Origin of the sequence: Enteractinococcus helveticum, from assembly GCF_001657475.1 — a bacterium.
Taxonomy (GTDB): Bacteria; Actinomycetota; Actinomycetes; order Actinomycetales; family Micrococcaceae; genus Yaniella; species Yaniella helvetica.
This window is the reverse complement of record NZ_LXEY01000021.1, coordinates 49,283-64,915: the sequence shown is the minus strand read 5'-3', so window position 1 is coordinate 64,915 and position 15,633 is coordinate 49,283. Positions and strand designations below refer to the sequence as shown.

Here is a 15,633-nt window from a genome sequence, read left to right as displayed (position 1 = left end):
CACGCGGCGGCTTTCCAGTCTTGGCCAACAGCAAAACATCGTCGTCCGTGAGCAGGAACATACGGACCTGGCTAGCCAAATAGCCGAAGTTGTCTATAATTAGGGCATACCATGTTTACTAAATTCGCTGATAGCCCTTCGGACAATCCCACTTCTGGTAGCGGTCCCACCAAAACGACCCGCCAAAAGGTCATGCATGCTGTCCTGTCACAAGGACCGGTCAGCGCTGCCACGATCGGTAAGAATCTAAATCTCACGGCCGCTGCTGTGCGTCGTCATCTGGATGCACTCGAAGAAGAGGGGCTCGTTGAGGTCAAAGCCGTCTCGGGTTCCCAACGCGGAGCTGGACGCCCATCACGTCGATATGTTGTGACCCAACAGGGTCAGGTTGAACTCGGCGACGATTACCTGGGCGTGGCCAAGGACGCGATGACAGCAATCCGTGAACTCGGTGGGCAAGACGCCCTGCGGGGCTTTGCCCGCAACTATTTCAGCAACATCGAACAGCGCTTCCATGAAGAGATCACCGAGAACTCAACACTCAACGATCGCATTCAAACGCTGACCAGCGTGCTCGCGGAGCTCGGTTTCGCGGCAACGACACGCCGCGCAGGAAGAACCGCGAAGGTTACCACCCTGCGCGCCGCCCAGATCTGCCAGGGACATTGTCCAATCCAAGAACTAGCCGGAGAATTTCCACTGTTTTGTGAGGAAGAAACTGACCTATTCGCGCGTTTACTAGAAGTAGACGTTCGACGACTCGCGACGATGCCCACAGGTGGCCATGTGTGTAACACCCACGTACCATTGGGGCGGGCAGCACATGCGTCACTTAGAGCAGCAACGAGTTCCAGATAGTTTTAGTGGACGAACAAAAACCATAATCACCGAAAGTCGCAACAGGCTTTTGTTTGATGATCACCAAATCACGACCCGTTATAAAAGAGGTTGATAATGACGGATCAAATCAGTCAAGAAACCGCCGATCCCGGTGTCATCCAAGACGTTCTGGATGCAAACCCAGAACTGGAAGCCATCGGACCCTACGAATTCGGCTGGCATGACCCGGATCCAGCTGGCGAAAAAGCGGTACGCGGCCTCAATGAAGACGTCGTCCGCAACATCTCTGCGCTAAAAGACGAGCCAGAGTGGATGCTGAAAACCCGCCTGAAGGGTCTTCGCTACTTTGATCGAAAACCGATGCCAACCTGGGGTGCAGACCTCTCCGGTATCGATTTCGATCGGATCAAATACTTCGTTCGCTCGACCGAGCGTCAGGCAACCCGCTGGGAAGACCTGCCAGAAGACATTCTGGAAACCTACGAACGTCTGGGCATCCCAGAAGCCGAACGCGAGCGTCTTGTCGCCGGTGTGGCAGCCCAGTACGAATCTGAGGTTGTCTACCACCAGATCAACGATGAGCTTGAACGTCAGGGTGTTGTCTTCCTGGATACCGATACCGGTCTGAAAGAACACGAAGACATGTTCAAAGAGTACTTCGGTTCCGTGATTCCAGTTGGTGACAACAAGTTCTCCGCACTGAACACCGCTGTCTGGTCGGGTGGCTCGTACGTGTACGTTCCTAAAGGCGTTCACGTCGAGATCCCGCTACAGGCCTACTTCCGGATTAACACCGAGAACATGGGTCAGTTTGAGCGCACCTTGATCATCGCCGATGAGGGCTCCTACGTTCACTACGTCGAAGGCTGTACCGCACCGATCTACAAGACTGACTCGCTGCACTCCGCCGTCGTTGAGATCATCGTCAAAAAGAACGCCCGCGTTCGTTACACGACGATCCAGAACTGGTCGAACAACGTGTACAACCTGGTTACCAAGCGGGCAGTCGTTGAAGAAGGCGGCACCATGGAATGGGTCGATGGCAACATCGGTTCCAAGGTCACCATGAAATACCCGGCCGTCTACCTCACCGGCGAGCATGCCCAAGGCGAAACCTTGACCATGGCATTTGCTGGTGCTGGACAGCACCAGGACACCGGCTCCAAGATGGTTCACCTGGCACCAAACACCAAGTCGAACATCATCTCCAAGTCTGTTGCCCGTGGTGGTGGACGCTCCGCGTACCGCGGTCTGGTCCAGATCGCCGAAGGTGCCAAGAACTCCACAAACAACACCGAGTGTGACGCGCTGCTAGTCGATACGATTTCCCGTACCGACACCTACCCATACATCGACATTCGCGAAGACGATGTCACCCTGGGTCACGAAGCAACCGTTTCCAAGGTTTCCGAAATGCAGCTGTTCTACCTGATGAGCCGTGGCCTATCAGAAGAAGAAGCCATGGCCATGATCGTCCGCGGTTTCGTAGAACCCATTTCGCGTCACCTGCCGATGGAATACGCACTGGAACTGAACAAACTCATTGAACTGCAAATGGAAGGATCGGTGGGCTAAGCGTGGCCAACACTGACGCAACTACTCTCGACGACGGTCCAGCCCTGTTGATCCCAGGGATGGGCGAAGAAGGCGAAACACTTGTCGTCAAGCAAGCGGCTGGCCAGCAGTCCGACACCGACGAAGTAAAGTTCGGTACCTCACGCGCGGACCGTCCCACCAGCTACAACCTTGCGGATTTCCCGGTCCTGACCGGTGAAGAAGAAGACTGGCGCTTCACCCCGCTGCACCGTTTGGCCGGGCTGCACCTGCCAGACGGCGACGACGCACTGCTCACCGGTGCTGCACCAAAAGTCTCGGTAACCGAAGTCGATGGTGTCACCATCGAAACCGTCGGTCGCGACGACAAACGCCTCGGCTCCTTCATGATCCCAGACGACCGCACCTCTGCGGCAGCCTGGGCATCATTCAGCCAAGCCACCGTGATCACCGTTGCTGACAACCTTGAGATCGATACCCCGATCACCGTATCGGTGGAAGGCAACTCGACGGATCCAGCAGCACAGCACATTTACGTCGCTGTCGGCGCAAACACCCACGTCAATCTGGTCATCAACCAGACCGGCAAAGCAATTGTCTCGCAAAACATTGAATTTGCTATTGGTGAAGGTGCCAACGTCAACGTCACCTCGGTTCAGGCCTGGGACGACGAAACCGTACATATCGGTTCACAACAGGCATCCCTGGGTAAAGACTCGACCTTCAAACACGTCGTCATCACCTACGGCGGTTCGCTGGTTCGTCTGACCCCCATCACCCGCTTCGCCGGTGAAGGTGCCACCACCAACATGTACGGCCTGTACTTCGCAGACGCCGGACAGCACCTGGAACACCGCATCTTCATCGACCACTCGACCAACAACTGCACCTCAGATGCGCTCTACAAGGGTGCACTGCAGGGGCAAGGTGCCCGCACCGTATGGGTTGGCGACGTCCTCATTCGGGGTAACACCTCAGGAACCGACTCGTACGAGAAGAACGAAAACCTACTGCTGAGTGAAGGCGCACAGGCCGACTCGATTCCAAACCTGGAAATCGAAACCGGGATCATCGATTCCGGTGGTCACGCATCCTCCGTTGGACGTTTTGATGAACAGCAACTGTTCTACCTGATGGCTCGGGGTATCCCAGAGCCGGTCGCACGCAAGCTGATCGTGCGTGGTTTCCTCAACGAAATCATCCAGAAGATCGGCATCGAGGAAGTCGAAGCATCCGTGACGGAAGTCATGGAAGACGAAATCGCCGGACTCGAGCTCTAAACCCCACCTGTAGCCATTACCAAAAGCCCCGTAACCCACGGGCAACAAGGAGACTTTTACAACAATGTCAACTCTTGAGATCAAAGATCTGCACGTCAGCATCGATACCGAACAGGGCGAAGTAGAGATCCTCAAAGGTGTCAGCCTGACCATCAAATCGGGTGAAACCCACGCCATCATGGGTCCAAACGGTTCCGGAAAGTCCACCCTGGCTCAGGCCATTGCCGGCCACCCGTCATACAACGTCACCAGCGGCGAAATTCTGTTGGACGGCGAAGACGTCCTGGAAATGGAAGTCGACGAACGCGCCCAGGCCGGCCTGTTCCTGGCCATGCAGTACCCAGTTGAAGTTCCCGGTGTCTCCATGACCAACTTCCTGCGTACCGCTAAAACCGCGCTCGACGGCGAAGCCCCATCGATTCGTACCTGGACCAAAGACGTCCGCGAGGCCATGAATAACCTCGAAATGGACCCAACCTTTGCAACTCGTAACGTCAACGAAGGTTTCTCCGGTGGTGAGAAGAAACGCGCAGAAATCCTGCAGCTAGAACTCTTCAAACCAAAATTCGCCATCCTCGACGAAACCGACTCCGGCCTGGACATCGACGCCCTGCGCGTCGTCTCCGAAGGCGTCAACCGTGCACAGGAAAACAACGACCTGGGCAACCTGTTGATCACCCACTACACCCGCATCCTGCGCTACATCAAGCCAGACTTCGTACACGTCTTCGTCGACGGCAAGATCGTCGACTCCGGTGGCGCAGAACTGGCTGATCGCCTCGAGGACGAAGGCTACGTCAACTACGAAAAGACTGAAGCCACCGCCTAAGGCAATTCTGATAACGTGCTAAGCAGACGGATCAGGAGGTAAAACATGTCCACTGTTGCACAAACACCATTAGACGACATTGAAGAAGCCCTCAAAGACGTCATTGACCCCGAACTCGGTGTCAATATCGTTGATCTGGGACTGCTGTACGGTCTGAACTACGCCGAAGACGGCGCGCTCATCGTCGACATGACGCTCACCACAGCCGCCTGCCCGCTCACTGATGTGATCGAGGATCAGGTTGGCCGTGCGGTAGAGACCATGGTCGACGAATGGCGCCTCAACTGGGTCTGGATGCCACCATGGGGTCCAGAACGGATCACCGAAGACGGACGCGAGCAAATGCGCGCGCTGGGTTTCAACATCTAACCCAACTGGTTTTTCACCAGCCGGTCGCACACCATCCGGTATGCGACCGGCTGGTCATTTAACCCTTTACACTAAGAACGCCCCACTTTCGGACGATAAAGGAAACACATGCTCACAGTCGGCGTAGATGGATCAGCACTCGGCAACCCCGGACCAGCAGGCTGGGCCTGGTACATCGACGACTCCAACTGGGCCGCTGGGGGATGGGATGAAGCCACCAACAACCGCGGCGAGCTGACTGCCATTATAAAAATCCTGGAAGCAACACGAAACACCGACCATGATCTGAATATCCTGGCCGATTCTCAATACGCCATCAATTCGATCACGAAATGGATGACCGGCTGGAAAAAACGCGGCTGGAAAAAAGCCGACGGCAAACCAGTGGTCAACCAAGATCTTATGATCCAACTCGACGAGCTCATGACCGATGCCCAAAAAGCGGGACGGACCATCACCTTCAAATGGGTCAAAGGCCACGCCGGCCACCCGCTCAATGAGGCCGCCGATTCCCGCGCCAATGCCATGGCCAAAGGATTCCAAAGCGGTCAACCAGCACCGTCTGGCCCGGGACTCAATATTGATAACGACGACGCTGCCACGCCCCAACCTGCTGAAGCCGAACCCGGTATCACAGCCAGCCCGAACGGGTCCGTTACCGTCCACACCCCACTGGATCGCACCATGGCTGATGAAATCGTGAACCGCGCCCAACAACGCGGCACCACACCGCACCAAGAACTTGCACGACTCATTGAAGCCGGTATGGATGTCTTATACCGAACCGAACAGTGAACAAAATCGTGAATTCCTTCAGACAGCAATACACTAGACTGTGCCCATCCCATTTCATCACCCTGAGGTAGTACACGCATGATTTCAGCACAACAGTTATCTGTTGTGGTTGGCTCTCGGACCCTGCTGTCCGATGTCACGTTCCACATCAACGCCGGCGACCGTATCGGGCTCGTGGGACGCAACGGCGCTGGCAAAACCACGCTGACCAAAGTGCTCATGGATGAAGTCATCCCTGCAACAGGCAAAGTTATGCGTTCCGGAACCGTCGGCTACCTACCACAGGATCCCCGCACCGGGGATCTAACGCAGTCCGTGCGTGACCGGATTTTATCGGCACGTGATTTGGCCGAACTGTCTCGCCGCATGCGTCGCGCGGAAGAAGAGATGAGCTCATCAGATCCCAAACTTATGGAACGCGGCATGCGCCGCTATCCAGCCGCCGAAGCCGAATTCATCGCCGCCGGGGGATACGCAGCCCAGTCTCATGCCGCTTCCATTGCTGCCAACCTGGGGTTGGAGAACAGCATCATGGACCGACCGTTGGAAACGCTCTCCGGCGGTCAGCGCCGGCGCGTGGAACTGGCCCGAATCCTGTTTGAAAAACCAGACACCATGATTCTTGATGAGCCAACCAACCACCTCGATGCCGATTCCGTCATATGGCTACGCGAGTATTTGAAGACATACGAGGGTGGACTGCTCATCATCTCTCACGATCTTGATCTGATCGACGAGGTCATCAATATCGTTTTCTTCCTGGATGCGACCCGCCAGGTCATTGATATTTACTCGATGGGCTATCGTGCCTATCTCAAGCAACGCGAAGTCGATGAACGGCGTCGTCGCCGCGAACGTGCCTCTGCCGAAAAGAAGGCTGCAGCCTTGTATGCTCAGGCCGATAAGATGCGCGCAAAAGCTACCAAAGCCGTGGCCGCTCAGAATATGGCACGTCGAGCTGATCGTATGCTTTCTGGCCTGGCTGATAAACGCATCGAAGAAAGAGTGGCAAGTCTGCGATTCCCGACTCCTGCACCGTGTGGGAAGGTACCTCTAACGGCCAGCGGACTGTCAAAATCTTATGGCTCAACCGAGGTCTTTACGGGAGTCGACCTTGCTATTGATCAGGGCTCTCGTGTCGTCATTCTTGGGTTCAACGGCGCGGGTAAGACAACGCTTCTCAAGCTCTTAGCCGGTTATGAGGAACCCGATTCCGGCCAAGTCGAACCCGGATACGGTCTGAAGCTAGGTTATTATGCCCAGGAGCACGAAACACTAGACATCAATCAGTCTGTGTTAGAAAACATGATGTCATCAGCTCCGAACCTGGATGAGACCTCCGCACGGACCGTGCTGGGATCCTTTCTGTTTTCTGGTGATGACGCGCATAAACCTGCAGGTGTGTTGTCGGGTGGCGAAAAAACTCGGCTGGCGTTGGCAACCCTGGTGGTTTCTGGTGCCAATGTGTTGCTGCTCGATGAGCCTACGAACAACCTCGATCCAGCATCACGCGAAGAGATCCTGTCAGCAATCCGCAATTACGAAGGTGCTATCATTTTGGTCACCCACGATGCCGGGGCGGTGCAAGCGCTCGACCCGGATCGCGTACTGATTTTGCCAGACGCCGATGAGGATATTTGGTCAGAGGACTATTTGGAGTTAGTCGAACTCGCCTAATTCAGCAGATGATTAGCTGTTGAGCATGGCGTCTTCAATTTCTTCGTCGGTCATTTGACCTCTGCGACGTTTCACCGGTTTGACGCGTTCGATCCGGTGCGCCGAAATATAGCCGTCTTCTTCTCGCTCGCCGTACAGTTCGTCTTCGCGGTTTCTGACAGCCTTTTGATAGGCCAGCCAGCCCCAGACGACGAACGACATCAGCCCGAAAGTAAACCACTGCATTGAATAGGACAGGTGGGGTCCCTCATCACGCTGCGGTTCCGGCATTTGTTGTGGTACCACATCCATCTGTGGTGATTCACCAGCCATCAGCCCATAGGCTTCTTCTGCGATGTCGTAGTCGAGTTGTTCGTTGACCGTCGGAAGATTAATGGAGGCTACTTGACCAGCGGGAGCATCGCGATTAATGGTCCCTTCTCCGGGCACGACACGAACGATAATGCGTGCTTGGCCCTCAGGCGGGGCAGGCACCGTGCCCGGGGCAGTGGCGTCTTCACCAATGGGTAGCCAGCCTCGGTCAACCAGGATACGATCGCCGGATTCGGTGAGGAAAGGGACCAGCACCTCAAAACCTGGTACTCCAGCGCGAGGTCGGTTTCGTGCAACGAGCGTGTCTTCTTCAAGGTACTCACCCTGTACGATGACTGGAGTCCATTTGTGCTGCTCTTCAAAGTTCTCGAACAGATGCCCTGCCTCAGCATAGGGGACTGGATCGATGTCGTAGTTATCGACGATCTTGTTGATCTCGTCAAGTTTTTCCATGCGCCGGTCCATCTGCCATTCGCCCAGGAACACAGTAGCAATGGAGAAGATGATGCAAAAGATAAACCCACCAATCCAGGCGCCAGACAACAAAAACCGGAAGTTCAGCTTCGGTTTCTTGGTGGTTTCAGTCTGTTGTTCAATACTCATGAAGGATTGTCACCTGGGTAGCGGTTGGATTTCTTTAAGAAAAGCCCGAGACGATAAGAAGTCGGCGAGAAACTGTTTGTGCTCATCACAGGCCAACCATATTTTACGACGGTCTGGGGTGTGAATTTTCGGGTTATTCCATAGCAGCTGCCATAGTGCGTCTGCTGTGCATGCTTTTCGGGAGCACTGGGGCACGGTACTTTCCGGTTCGGTTGTCGCCGAACCGGTCTGGAGAAGATTTCCTAAAAGATCAGGACCTTGTGTCATCATGCTTCTTCTCATCTTCGTCCAGATCAGCGGGGTCTGCTGTGGATTCAGCGGAAGGCGTGCCAGAGTCCGGCTCGGTATTGTCGTCAATGATGTCGCCGACGATCACGGTGTCATCGTCGCCTTCTTCCGCCTCGTGTCTTGCTGCTGCAAGTGCGGCTTGTTGGGGAGGAACGGCCGTGATTGAACGATCTTGTACTTGTCGAATATTGTTGGCGATCTGCACGCCAATCCACGGGGCCAACATGCCACCGATAAAGACTGCAATCTGAACCCATCCGTGGGTCATCAGGACCACAAACAGTGAGGCAATTCGCACGCCAATCAGTACGGCATAGATGCGGTTTTTGCGCTCTGAGTCAGCGACGACCGATTCTGATGCTCCCGTGATGAGATAGACTTGTTGGTCTTCTTTTTTCTGCGGGCGGGCATGCTCTCGACGATCATGTCGCTGGTGTCGGGAGGTAGATTTCGACTGATGCGTCAAATCGCCTCCTTTCGTGCCGGACGTTGTGCGGCACAAATTTCGTTACGTTAGGGGTTGCAGCCTCTATTCTCTCACTTTCCCGCTTAGAGTAGTGACAAAACGTCTCAATCAATCTCAAGGAGAAAATGTGGCGCAAGGCCGAAGTGTATTAGTAACCGGCGGAAACCGGGGGATTGGCTTGGCCATTGCCCGGGCTTTTCAAGCAAATGGCGATAAAGTCGCCATTACCTCGCGTTCTGGTGAAGGCCCGGAAGGTTTATTCACCGTTCAAGCGGATGTCACCGATATGGCCTCATTGGACACGGCATTTGAAAAAGTTGAAGAAGTTCACGGTCCGGTAGAAGTGTTGGTGAACAACGCTGGTGTCACCAACGACCAGTTGCTCCTACGGATGTCCGAAGAGGACTTCGAACAGGTGATTAACACCAACCTGACAGGGTCGTTCCGTGCGCTGAAACGCGCCACCCGGGGCATGATCCGTCTGAAAAAAGGCCGGGTCATCTTCATCTCTTCGGTCGTCGGACTGTACGGTTCACCAGGTCAAGTCAACTATGCTGCATCGAAATCCGGTCTCGTCGGTATGGCGCGTTCCTTGACCCGGGAGTTGGGCTCGCGCAATATCACCGCCAACGTGGTTGCTCCCGGCTACATTGATACCGAGATGACGCAAGAGCTCAGCGAGGATTTGCAAAAGCAATACAAGCAGGCCATCCCGGCAGGACGCTTTGCAGCACCAGAAGAAGTTGCAAATGTGGTTCGCTGGTTGGCGTCTGATGAAGCAAGCTATATTTCGGGCGCAGTCATCCCAGTAGATGGCGGCCTAGGGATGGGACACTAAGACACATGACACAAACTCAAGATTTGGCTGATAAAGGCATTATCGTCACCGGTTCATCGCGCGGTGTCGGAGCCGCCACTGCACAACTTCTGGCTGACCGCGGTGCTGGGGTAGTCATTAACTACCGTCAGAAAGCTCCACGAGCCAATAAGGTTGTCAAGCAAATCGAGGAAGCCGGTGGCAAGGCTGTAGCGGTCGGTGGCGACATCACCACATCCGAGGGCCGCGGAGCAATGATTCAGGCTGCCAGAGACTCGTTTGGTGGACTTGACGTGCTGGTGCTGAATGCTTCAGGCGGCATGGAATCCGATTTGGGTGAAGACTATGCCATGCGGCTTAACCGTGATGCCCAGGTGGACATGATGGAAGAGGCCATCGAGGTGATGGAAGCCGGTGGACAGGTTGTGTACGTCACCAGTCACCAGGCGCACTTTATCGATGAGGTTCCAACCATGCCGGAATACGAACCAGTCGCCAAGTCAAAACGCGCCGGTGAAGTTGCTCTGCGTGAACGTATTCCAATGCTGAAAGAAAAAGGCATCGGATTTGTCGTCGTCACGGCTGACATGATCGAAGGCACAATTACCGCCACACTGCTGAACCGGCTGAACCCTGATGCCATCGAATCACGGCGTCAAGCAGCAGGAAAACTCTACACCGTTGATGAGTTCGCAGCAGAAATCGCCGCCCTGGTTGGACGAGACGAGCTGGAAGTTGGATACACCGAATATGTCGGTGGTGCACAGGATTACTTCGAACAAATCGACAAGAAATAAAGTTTCCTCATAACGATAAGGGCGCCGAAAGGAAGTTCGGCGCCCTTATCGTCTCCAGCCGCTGAAGCACAGTGGTTATCCACAATTGAGATGACTCGGACACTACTGTGCTGTCGAACCTTCTAGGTTTGAGCACATGACACACTTCTCTGTATCCCAAAGAAATTCGAAAGTCGAACAGTTCGAGCGCCACCTCATTGAAGCTTTGCCCGAGCATATCGGTCAATTCGTTGATGGCGAGCCAACGGTCTTGCATGAAATGTATTCAGACCATGTGCATCTCGATATATTCTTGTGGGAACCGACTACCCAAAGACCGATTTGGACGATGGTGACCTCTGGGCTTTCAGCCCACCCCATGAAGGTTCCAGCTGGAGCCGAATACTACGAACGTGCCGAGTTGGTTTTGACCTTGCCGGGGGATTGGCCGTCAGTACCTGAGATTCAACGGATGCCTGACAGTCGCGCCAAACGGTTCAGCTGGCCGATCCTGGTCATGAAGCATCTGGCCAGAATGACGTATCTCTACGACACATGGTTAGGGTATGGTCATTCCACGCGTGCACGTCGCACAATTCACCAGACCTATCCCAGGTCTGAGTTCTCGGGGCTTCTCATGGAGCACGTACTGTCCATGCCCGCTGATGCCGCAACATTCGTGGTCAAGGATCACATTGTCCACTGCCTGGGCCTCTATGCGCTTTATCCTGCAGAGTTGCAATTTATTTTAGAAAAACCGCACGGTGGCGCCCATGAAATGATGCACCGGTTTGAAAACGCTAGTCTTCACGAAGGCATTTTTCCCGGACGCCCAGCGATCGCCTAGCAGAAAATTTCTCAGTGACGTTCCAGGGGCATTAGAACCCCAGGACTGCTCGCAGAATGTCGTGAGTGGGGATCTCAATAATACTATCGGCATGCTTGCGCACGATCGGTTTTGGACAGAACCCGACACCGTATCCCGCAAGGTCAATCATGTCGAGGTCATTGGCCCCATCACCGACTGCCACCGTGGCCTCAAGCGGCACGTTCTGTTCCCTGGCCCACTGATGCAACATTTCTGCCTTGGCGGTTCGATCTATCACACGGCCGGTCACCTTGCCTGTAAGTTTGCCCTCCACGATCTCTAAGGTATTCGCCGCAAATCCGTCTAACCCAAGTTGTTTGGCCAGTGGCGCCAGCGCATGAGTAAACCCTCCCGATACGGCATATACGTAGCCACCTGCTTGTTGCACGGCATTGACCAGCTCTTGGGCGCCGTCATGAATTGTGGCCGCGGCTGCGACGTCCTCAAGGACCTCTTTCGGAAGGCCAGCCAGGGTTGCGACTCGGTGGTGCAACGAGTCTGCAAAATCAATTTCGCCCCGCATCGCACGTTCAGTGACCTCAGCGACCTCTTGCTCCTTGCCGGCGTGAGCTGCCAGCAACTCGATGACTTCCTCATGGATCAGGGTTGAATCCACATCAAAAACCACCAGGGGAGCGTGGTCCTTATGTATTTCGACCTGTGCCGACGGTAGGACAGCGGAGTACCAGTCGGCAGGCAGATCTTTGAGCCGATCTGCTGCCGAAACCCACCGATGACCGGTAAAACCAACACCCTCAAGACCCTCCGCGTAGGTGGGCACTCCATCCAAGCGTGGATGCCCCACGTTGTTATAGACCACTACGCGGTCACCAATCTTCATGTTGGCAATATTTATGGGCATTACCGGTTCCTTTCACCAAATCGTTGTGCAACTAGCCTAGTCTGGTTGCTATGAGTTCCACCGAATTGATCCCTTCTGCAACAATTGCGCAACGCCCTATCGTGACCCCTCACGAATTTGAACCACTAGAAGATTCTGTCCTCCATATGTCACACGTGACCCTTCGTCGTGGTCAGAACGTGTTACTGGATGATGTCTCCTGGCACGTCGAAGAGGGGCAGCGTTGGATTGTCATGGGACCCAACGGTGCGGGTAAATCGACACTGATCAATATTGCAGCCACTCGTGCTCATCCCACCAAGGGCAACGTCGCAATCTTAGGTGAAGTCCTGGGCGCGGTCGATGTTTTTGATCTCCGCCCGTCAATCGGGTTGTCATCAACACTATTAGCTCAGCAAGTCCCCGGAGGCGAAACGCTCAAAAACCTTGTAGTGACCGCGGCCTACGGCGTCACTGGGCGCTGGCGTGAAGCATACGAACCAGAGGATCTCCAGCGCGCCGAACAACTGTTGGCACGTTGGGGGATCGCCGGATACGCAGACCGCAAATTCCGGACACTATCAGAAGGCGAACGCAAGCGTGCTCTGATTGCTCGCGCCATGATGACTGACCCCGAACTGTTGATCTTGGACGAACCGGCAGCTGGACTGGACCTAGCGGGCCGTGAAACGCTTGTCCGCTCGCTGACCCAGTTAGCCAGCGATCCTTTTGCGCCCACACCAATCCTCGTGACCCACCACGTAGAGGAAATTCCACCCAACTTCACCCACGCAATGCTTTTGCGAGAAGGTCAGGTCATTGCGGCTGGACCCCTCGAAACGGCGTTAACCGAAGAGACCTTGTCAGAAGCTTTCCGGCTACCCTTGAACGTGTCCCGAAATGCCGAAGGTCGGTTCTCCGCCTTCGCACGCACCTAAACACGTTCAAGGAGACCCATGGAATTACTGGGTTTAGAGTGGTGGCAAGTACTCATTGTGCTGCTGGCCGGCTTCTGGGCCGGAACCATTAACTCTGTCGTCGGTTCCGGCACACTCGTGACCTTTCCCACACTCGTGGCAGTCGGCTTCCCACCGGTCACCGCCCAAATGTCTAATGCCATCGGCCTGGTTGCAGCCGGGTTTTCCGGAACGTGGGGCTATCGGCGCGAACTTCGTGAAGCCAGTACCATAGCCAGAAAACTCACGTGGGGATCACTGGTCGGTGGACTCATCGGCGCCACGCTGTTGATGCAATTGCCCGCAACCGTCTTTGAGTACGCGGCACCGATCCTCATCGTCTTCGCGATCCTGTTCGTCGTGTTTCAGCCACGTCTTAACGCATGGGTTCGACGACGCCGTCAGGCAGATGGTGATGAACCCGTCAGTCCAGAAGTCTCGCCATTGCCGTCAGGTCAAGTCACCCCTGCGCTCTTTATCCTCGTGTTTCTCACGGGTATTTACGGTGGATATTTCGTCGCGGCGCAAGGCGTCTTGCTGATGGGCATCTTGGGCGTCTTTATGACGACCGGCACTCTCGTGCACGCCAACGCCATTAAGACCTGGTTGTCTTTAGATGTCAACCTCATTGCGGCTACAGGGTATCTGCTCTTCGCTTTCGATCGTATCGACTGGACGGCCGTACTGCTCATCGCCGTATCATCACTGATCGGCGGCTCACTCGGCGCCAGAATCGGTCGACGCATCAAACCCAATGTCCTACGCACCGTCATTGTGATCGTGGGAATTGCGGGGATCATCAACATGGTGCTGCCCCTCGTCAATGGCTAGTGGTGGCGCCGCTGGCTACGTCGTTGGTGACTATCGACGCGCAGCCGATAAAAGATGCTAGGTCATCGGATACCGTGTAAGATAAGTCCTTGGTCTAAAGACCAATTTGTCAATTAGTCTTCGTGCGGCTGGCAAAATCCAGTGGCACTAACGAAGGAACTTAGTATGAAACAAGATATTCACCCTGATTACAACTACGTAATCTTCAACGACCTGGCATCAGGCGAACGTGTACTGACCCGTACCACCGCTACTTCGGAACGCACCGCGGAGTGGGAAGACGGCAACACCTACCCGGTAATCGATGTTGAAATTTCTGCTGCTTCGCACCCGTTCTACACTGGTAAGCAGCGTATTTTGGACACCGCTGGCCGTGTTGAGCGCTTCAACGCTCGTTTCAAAGGCTTCGGTGGCAAGAAGTAACCACCGGGTACTTCTTTCAATAAGCTTTACGACAGCGCCGCACATAACGTGTGGCGCTGTTTTGTTTGTGAGTCCAGATCTACGCGTCGTCGACACGTTCGGTGCGCATGCGTGCCGAGACAAACGCGATAACCGTTCCCACCAGCGAACCGATAAACGTCTCGAATACGCGATCAGCCACCAGCACCGATGGATCGATTGGATTGGCCAAACTAATCATTAACAACGCTAAAGGCGTCACGACTAACATCGCAACGCCGTAATTGCGACCAATCAACAGCTCGGCTGCAGCTTGGAGCACTATGATGACCGCAATGAGAGCCAGGGTTGGCATTTCTAGCGACAGGAAGAGTGCAGCCACTAAAACACCCAGCGTGGTGCCTGTGAAACGCTGCATACTGCGAGTGATGCGGTGAGTGGTTGCCGCTCCTGCCAGCACAACGCTGGCTGCAACCATCGCCCAATACCAGTGATCATTATCAAAGGTTTGGCCGATCAGTCCAGCCAATAGGGCGCCAACACCCACGGTGACGGGCACGGACCATGCACCTTGGAAGACGGCCTTGTTTAGTGGGCGAAATACCTTCGCGAAGCTGCGGGTGCGAAGCAGACCAAGGGTCGCGGTCAAGGCGAGACTGAATAGCACCGCAGAGCTGGCCACGATGAGTACTTGGGCAAAATTGATCCAGGTGGCCGGGATGGTTGCTACAGCGCCTGCTGCAAATACGGCAAAGGTCGCGCCACCGGGATGCCACCGAAAACCGATGGCAATGCCCGTGACTAATGTCGCGATGAGGGCAACCACCATGATTCGTACGGTGATCTGCGCGTCGAATATCGCCAGCAGGGTGCCAATGAGCATCACACTAATGAACACCAGCCCGGCGCCCAGTTGCATACGAAGGCGGTCACCATAGTAATGGAAACGACCGTAGAGGGAGGTTAGCGAACCAAAGGACGCATAAATGGACAGGTCCATCCGGTCCAGCCAGAACAATATGAGCAGCGGCACTGCGATCGAGATGGCTGCCCGTAACGCGACCCGGTGAGCACCAGCGTGTGGACCAAAAGAGAGCGCTGCTTTGCGAATTTTGCGTATCGGCGAGGT

Annotated in this window: 17 protein-coding genes; 13 read left to right on the top strand and 4 right to left on the bottom strand. The window is 54.9% G+C overall.

The genetic code is table 11. The features are described 5' to 3' along the window. Positions 1 to 111 precede the first annotated feature (111 nt). From A6F49_RS10775 to A6F49_RS10745, 7 genes are all read left to right on the top strand, one after another. Positions 112 to 858, top strand: coding sequence for a helix-turn-helix transcriptional regulator (locus A6F49_RS10775; RefSeq protein WP_082911742.1), 747 nt, complete (start codon positions 112 to 114; stop codon positions 856 to 858). Between the two features lie 96 nt (positions 859 to 954). Further along, positions 955 to 2,415 (top strand): Fe-S cluster assembly protein SufB, encoded by a 1,461-nt coding sequence (gene sufB, locus A6F49_RS10770; RefSeq protein WP_043058289.1) that lies wholly within the window; start codon positions 955 to 957, stop codon positions 2,413 to 2,415. A gap of 59 nt (positions 2,416 to 2,474) precedes the next feature. Then, complete coding sequence (sufD, locus tag A6F49_RS10765; protein ID WP_043058478.1) at positions 2,475 to 3,674, top strand: Fe-S cluster assembly protein SufD; 1,200 nt, start codon at positions 2,475 to 2,477, stop codon at positions 3,672 to 3,674. Between the two features lie 64 nt (positions 3,675 to 3,738). Continuing rightward, positions 3,739 to 4,503, top strand: coding sequence for a Fe-S cluster assembly ATPase SufC (gene sufC / locus A6F49_RS10760; RefSeq protein WP_043058288.1), 765 nt, complete (start codon positions 3,739 to 3,741; stop codon positions 4,501 to 4,503). A gap of 45 nt (positions 4,504 to 4,548) precedes the next feature. After that, entirely contained in the window at positions 4,549 to 4,872 is a 324-nt protein-coding gene (locus A6F49_RS10755; protein ID WP_043058287.1) for a metal-sulfur cluster assembly factor, read from the top strand. Between the two features lie 108 nt (positions 4,873 to 4,980). Next, complete coding sequence (locus A6F49_RS10750; RefSeq protein WP_043058286.1) at positions 4,981 to 5,667, top strand: ribonuclease H family protein; 687 nt, start codon at positions 4,981 to 4,983, stop codon at positions 5,665 to 5,667. Positions 5,668 to 5,745: 78 nt separating this feature from the next. Further along, positions 5,746 to 7,344: an ABC-F family ATP-binding cassette domain-containing protein gene (locus A6F49_RS10745; RefSeq protein WP_043058285.1), complete on the top strand. Its 1,599-nt coding sequence runs from the start codon at positions 5,746 to 5,748 to the stop codon at positions 7,342 to 7,344. A gap of 12 nt (positions 7,345 to 7,356) precedes the next feature. Here A6F49_RS10745 and A6F49_RS10740 read toward each other — a convergent pair whose 3' ends face one another. Both A6F49_RS10740 and A6F49_RS10735 read right to left on the bottom strand, forming a co-directional pair. Further along, positions 7,357 to 8,259 carry an SURF1 family cytochrome oxidase biogenesis protein gene (locus A6F49_RS10740; protein ID WP_043058284.1) on the bottom strand — a complete coding sequence of 301 codons (903 nt, stop codon included), beginning with the start codon at positions 8,257 to 8,259 and terminating at the stop codon, positions 7,357 to 7,359. A 250-nt stretch (positions 8,260 to 8,509) separates the two neighbouring features. Next, positions 8,510 to 9,013: a DUF3099 domain-containing protein gene (locus tag A6F49_RS10735; RefSeq protein WP_043058283.1), complete on the bottom strand. Its 504-nt coding sequence runs from the start codon at positions 9,011 to 9,013 to the stop codon at positions 8,510 to 8,512. A 127-nt stretch (positions 9,014 to 9,140) separates the two neighbouring features. On the opposite strand from A6F49_RS10735, the gene A6F49_RS10730 reads away from it, so the two are divergent. The 3 genes from A6F49_RS10730 to A6F49_RS10720 all read left to right on the top strand — a co-directional run bounded on the left by A6F49_RS10730 (position 9,141) and on the right by A6F49_RS10720 (position 11,453). Continuing rightward, entirely contained in the window at positions 9,141 to 9,851 is a 711-nt protein-coding gene (locus A6F49_RS10730; RefSeq protein ID WP_201120303.1) for a beta-ketoacyl-ACP reductase, read from the top strand. A gap of 5 nt (positions 9,852 to 9,856) precedes the next feature. Further along, positions 9,857 to 10,627: an SDR family oxidoreductase gene (locus A6F49_RS10725; RefSeq protein WP_043058281.1), complete on the top strand. Its 771-nt coding sequence runs from the start codon at positions 9,857 to 9,859 to the stop codon at positions 10,625 to 10,627. A 136-nt stretch (positions 10,628 to 10,763) separates the two neighbouring features. After that, entirely contained in the window at positions 10,764 to 11,453 is a 690-nt protein-coding gene (locus tag A6F49_RS10720; RefSeq protein ID WP_052504929.1) for a suppressor of fused domain protein, read from the top strand. A gap of 31 nt (positions 11,454 to 11,484) precedes the next feature. Here the strand turns inward: A6F49_RS10720 and serB are convergent, their stop codons facing one another. Further along, complete coding sequence (gene serB / locus A6F49_RS10715; protein ID WP_043058280.1) at positions 11,485 to 12,336, bottom strand: phosphoserine phosphatase SerB; 852 nt, start codon at positions 12,334 to 12,336, stop codon at positions 11,485 to 11,487. 146 nt (positions 12,337 to 12,482) lie between these two features. Between serB and A6F49_RS10710 the strand changes: the two genes are divergently transcribed. From A6F49_RS10710 to A6F49_RS10700, 3 genes are all read left to right on the top strand, one after another. Continuing rightward, positions 12,483 to 13,253, top strand: coding sequence for an ABC transporter ATP-binding protein (locus tag A6F49_RS10710; protein WP_043058476.1), 771 nt, complete (start codon positions 12,483 to 12,485; stop codon positions 13,251 to 13,253). A gap of 18 nt (positions 13,254 to 13,271) precedes the next feature. Beyond that, the gene (locus A6F49_RS10705) at positions 13,272 to 14,102 is read left to right on the top strand and encodes a sulfite exporter TauE/SafE family protein (protein WP_043058279.1); all 831 of its coding nucleotides are present in this window, start codon (positions 13,272 to 13,274) and stop codon (positions 14,100 to 14,102) included. A 165-nt stretch (positions 14,103 to 14,267) separates the two neighbouring features. Then, positions 14,268 to 14,525, top strand: a complete 258-nt coding sequence (locus A6F49_RS10700) for a type B 50S ribosomal protein L31 (protein ID WP_043058278.1) — start codon at positions 14,268 to 14,270, stop codon at positions 14,523 to 14,525. A 79-nt stretch (positions 14,526 to 14,604) separates the two neighbouring features. Here the strand turns inward: A6F49_RS10700 and A6F49_RS10695 are convergent, their stop codons facing one another. After that, entirely contained in the window at positions 14,605 to 15,504 is a 900-nt protein-coding gene (locus tag A6F49_RS10695; RefSeq protein ID WP_082911740.1) for an FUSC family protein, read from the bottom strand. Positions 15,505 to 15,633: the final 129 nt, after the last annotated feature.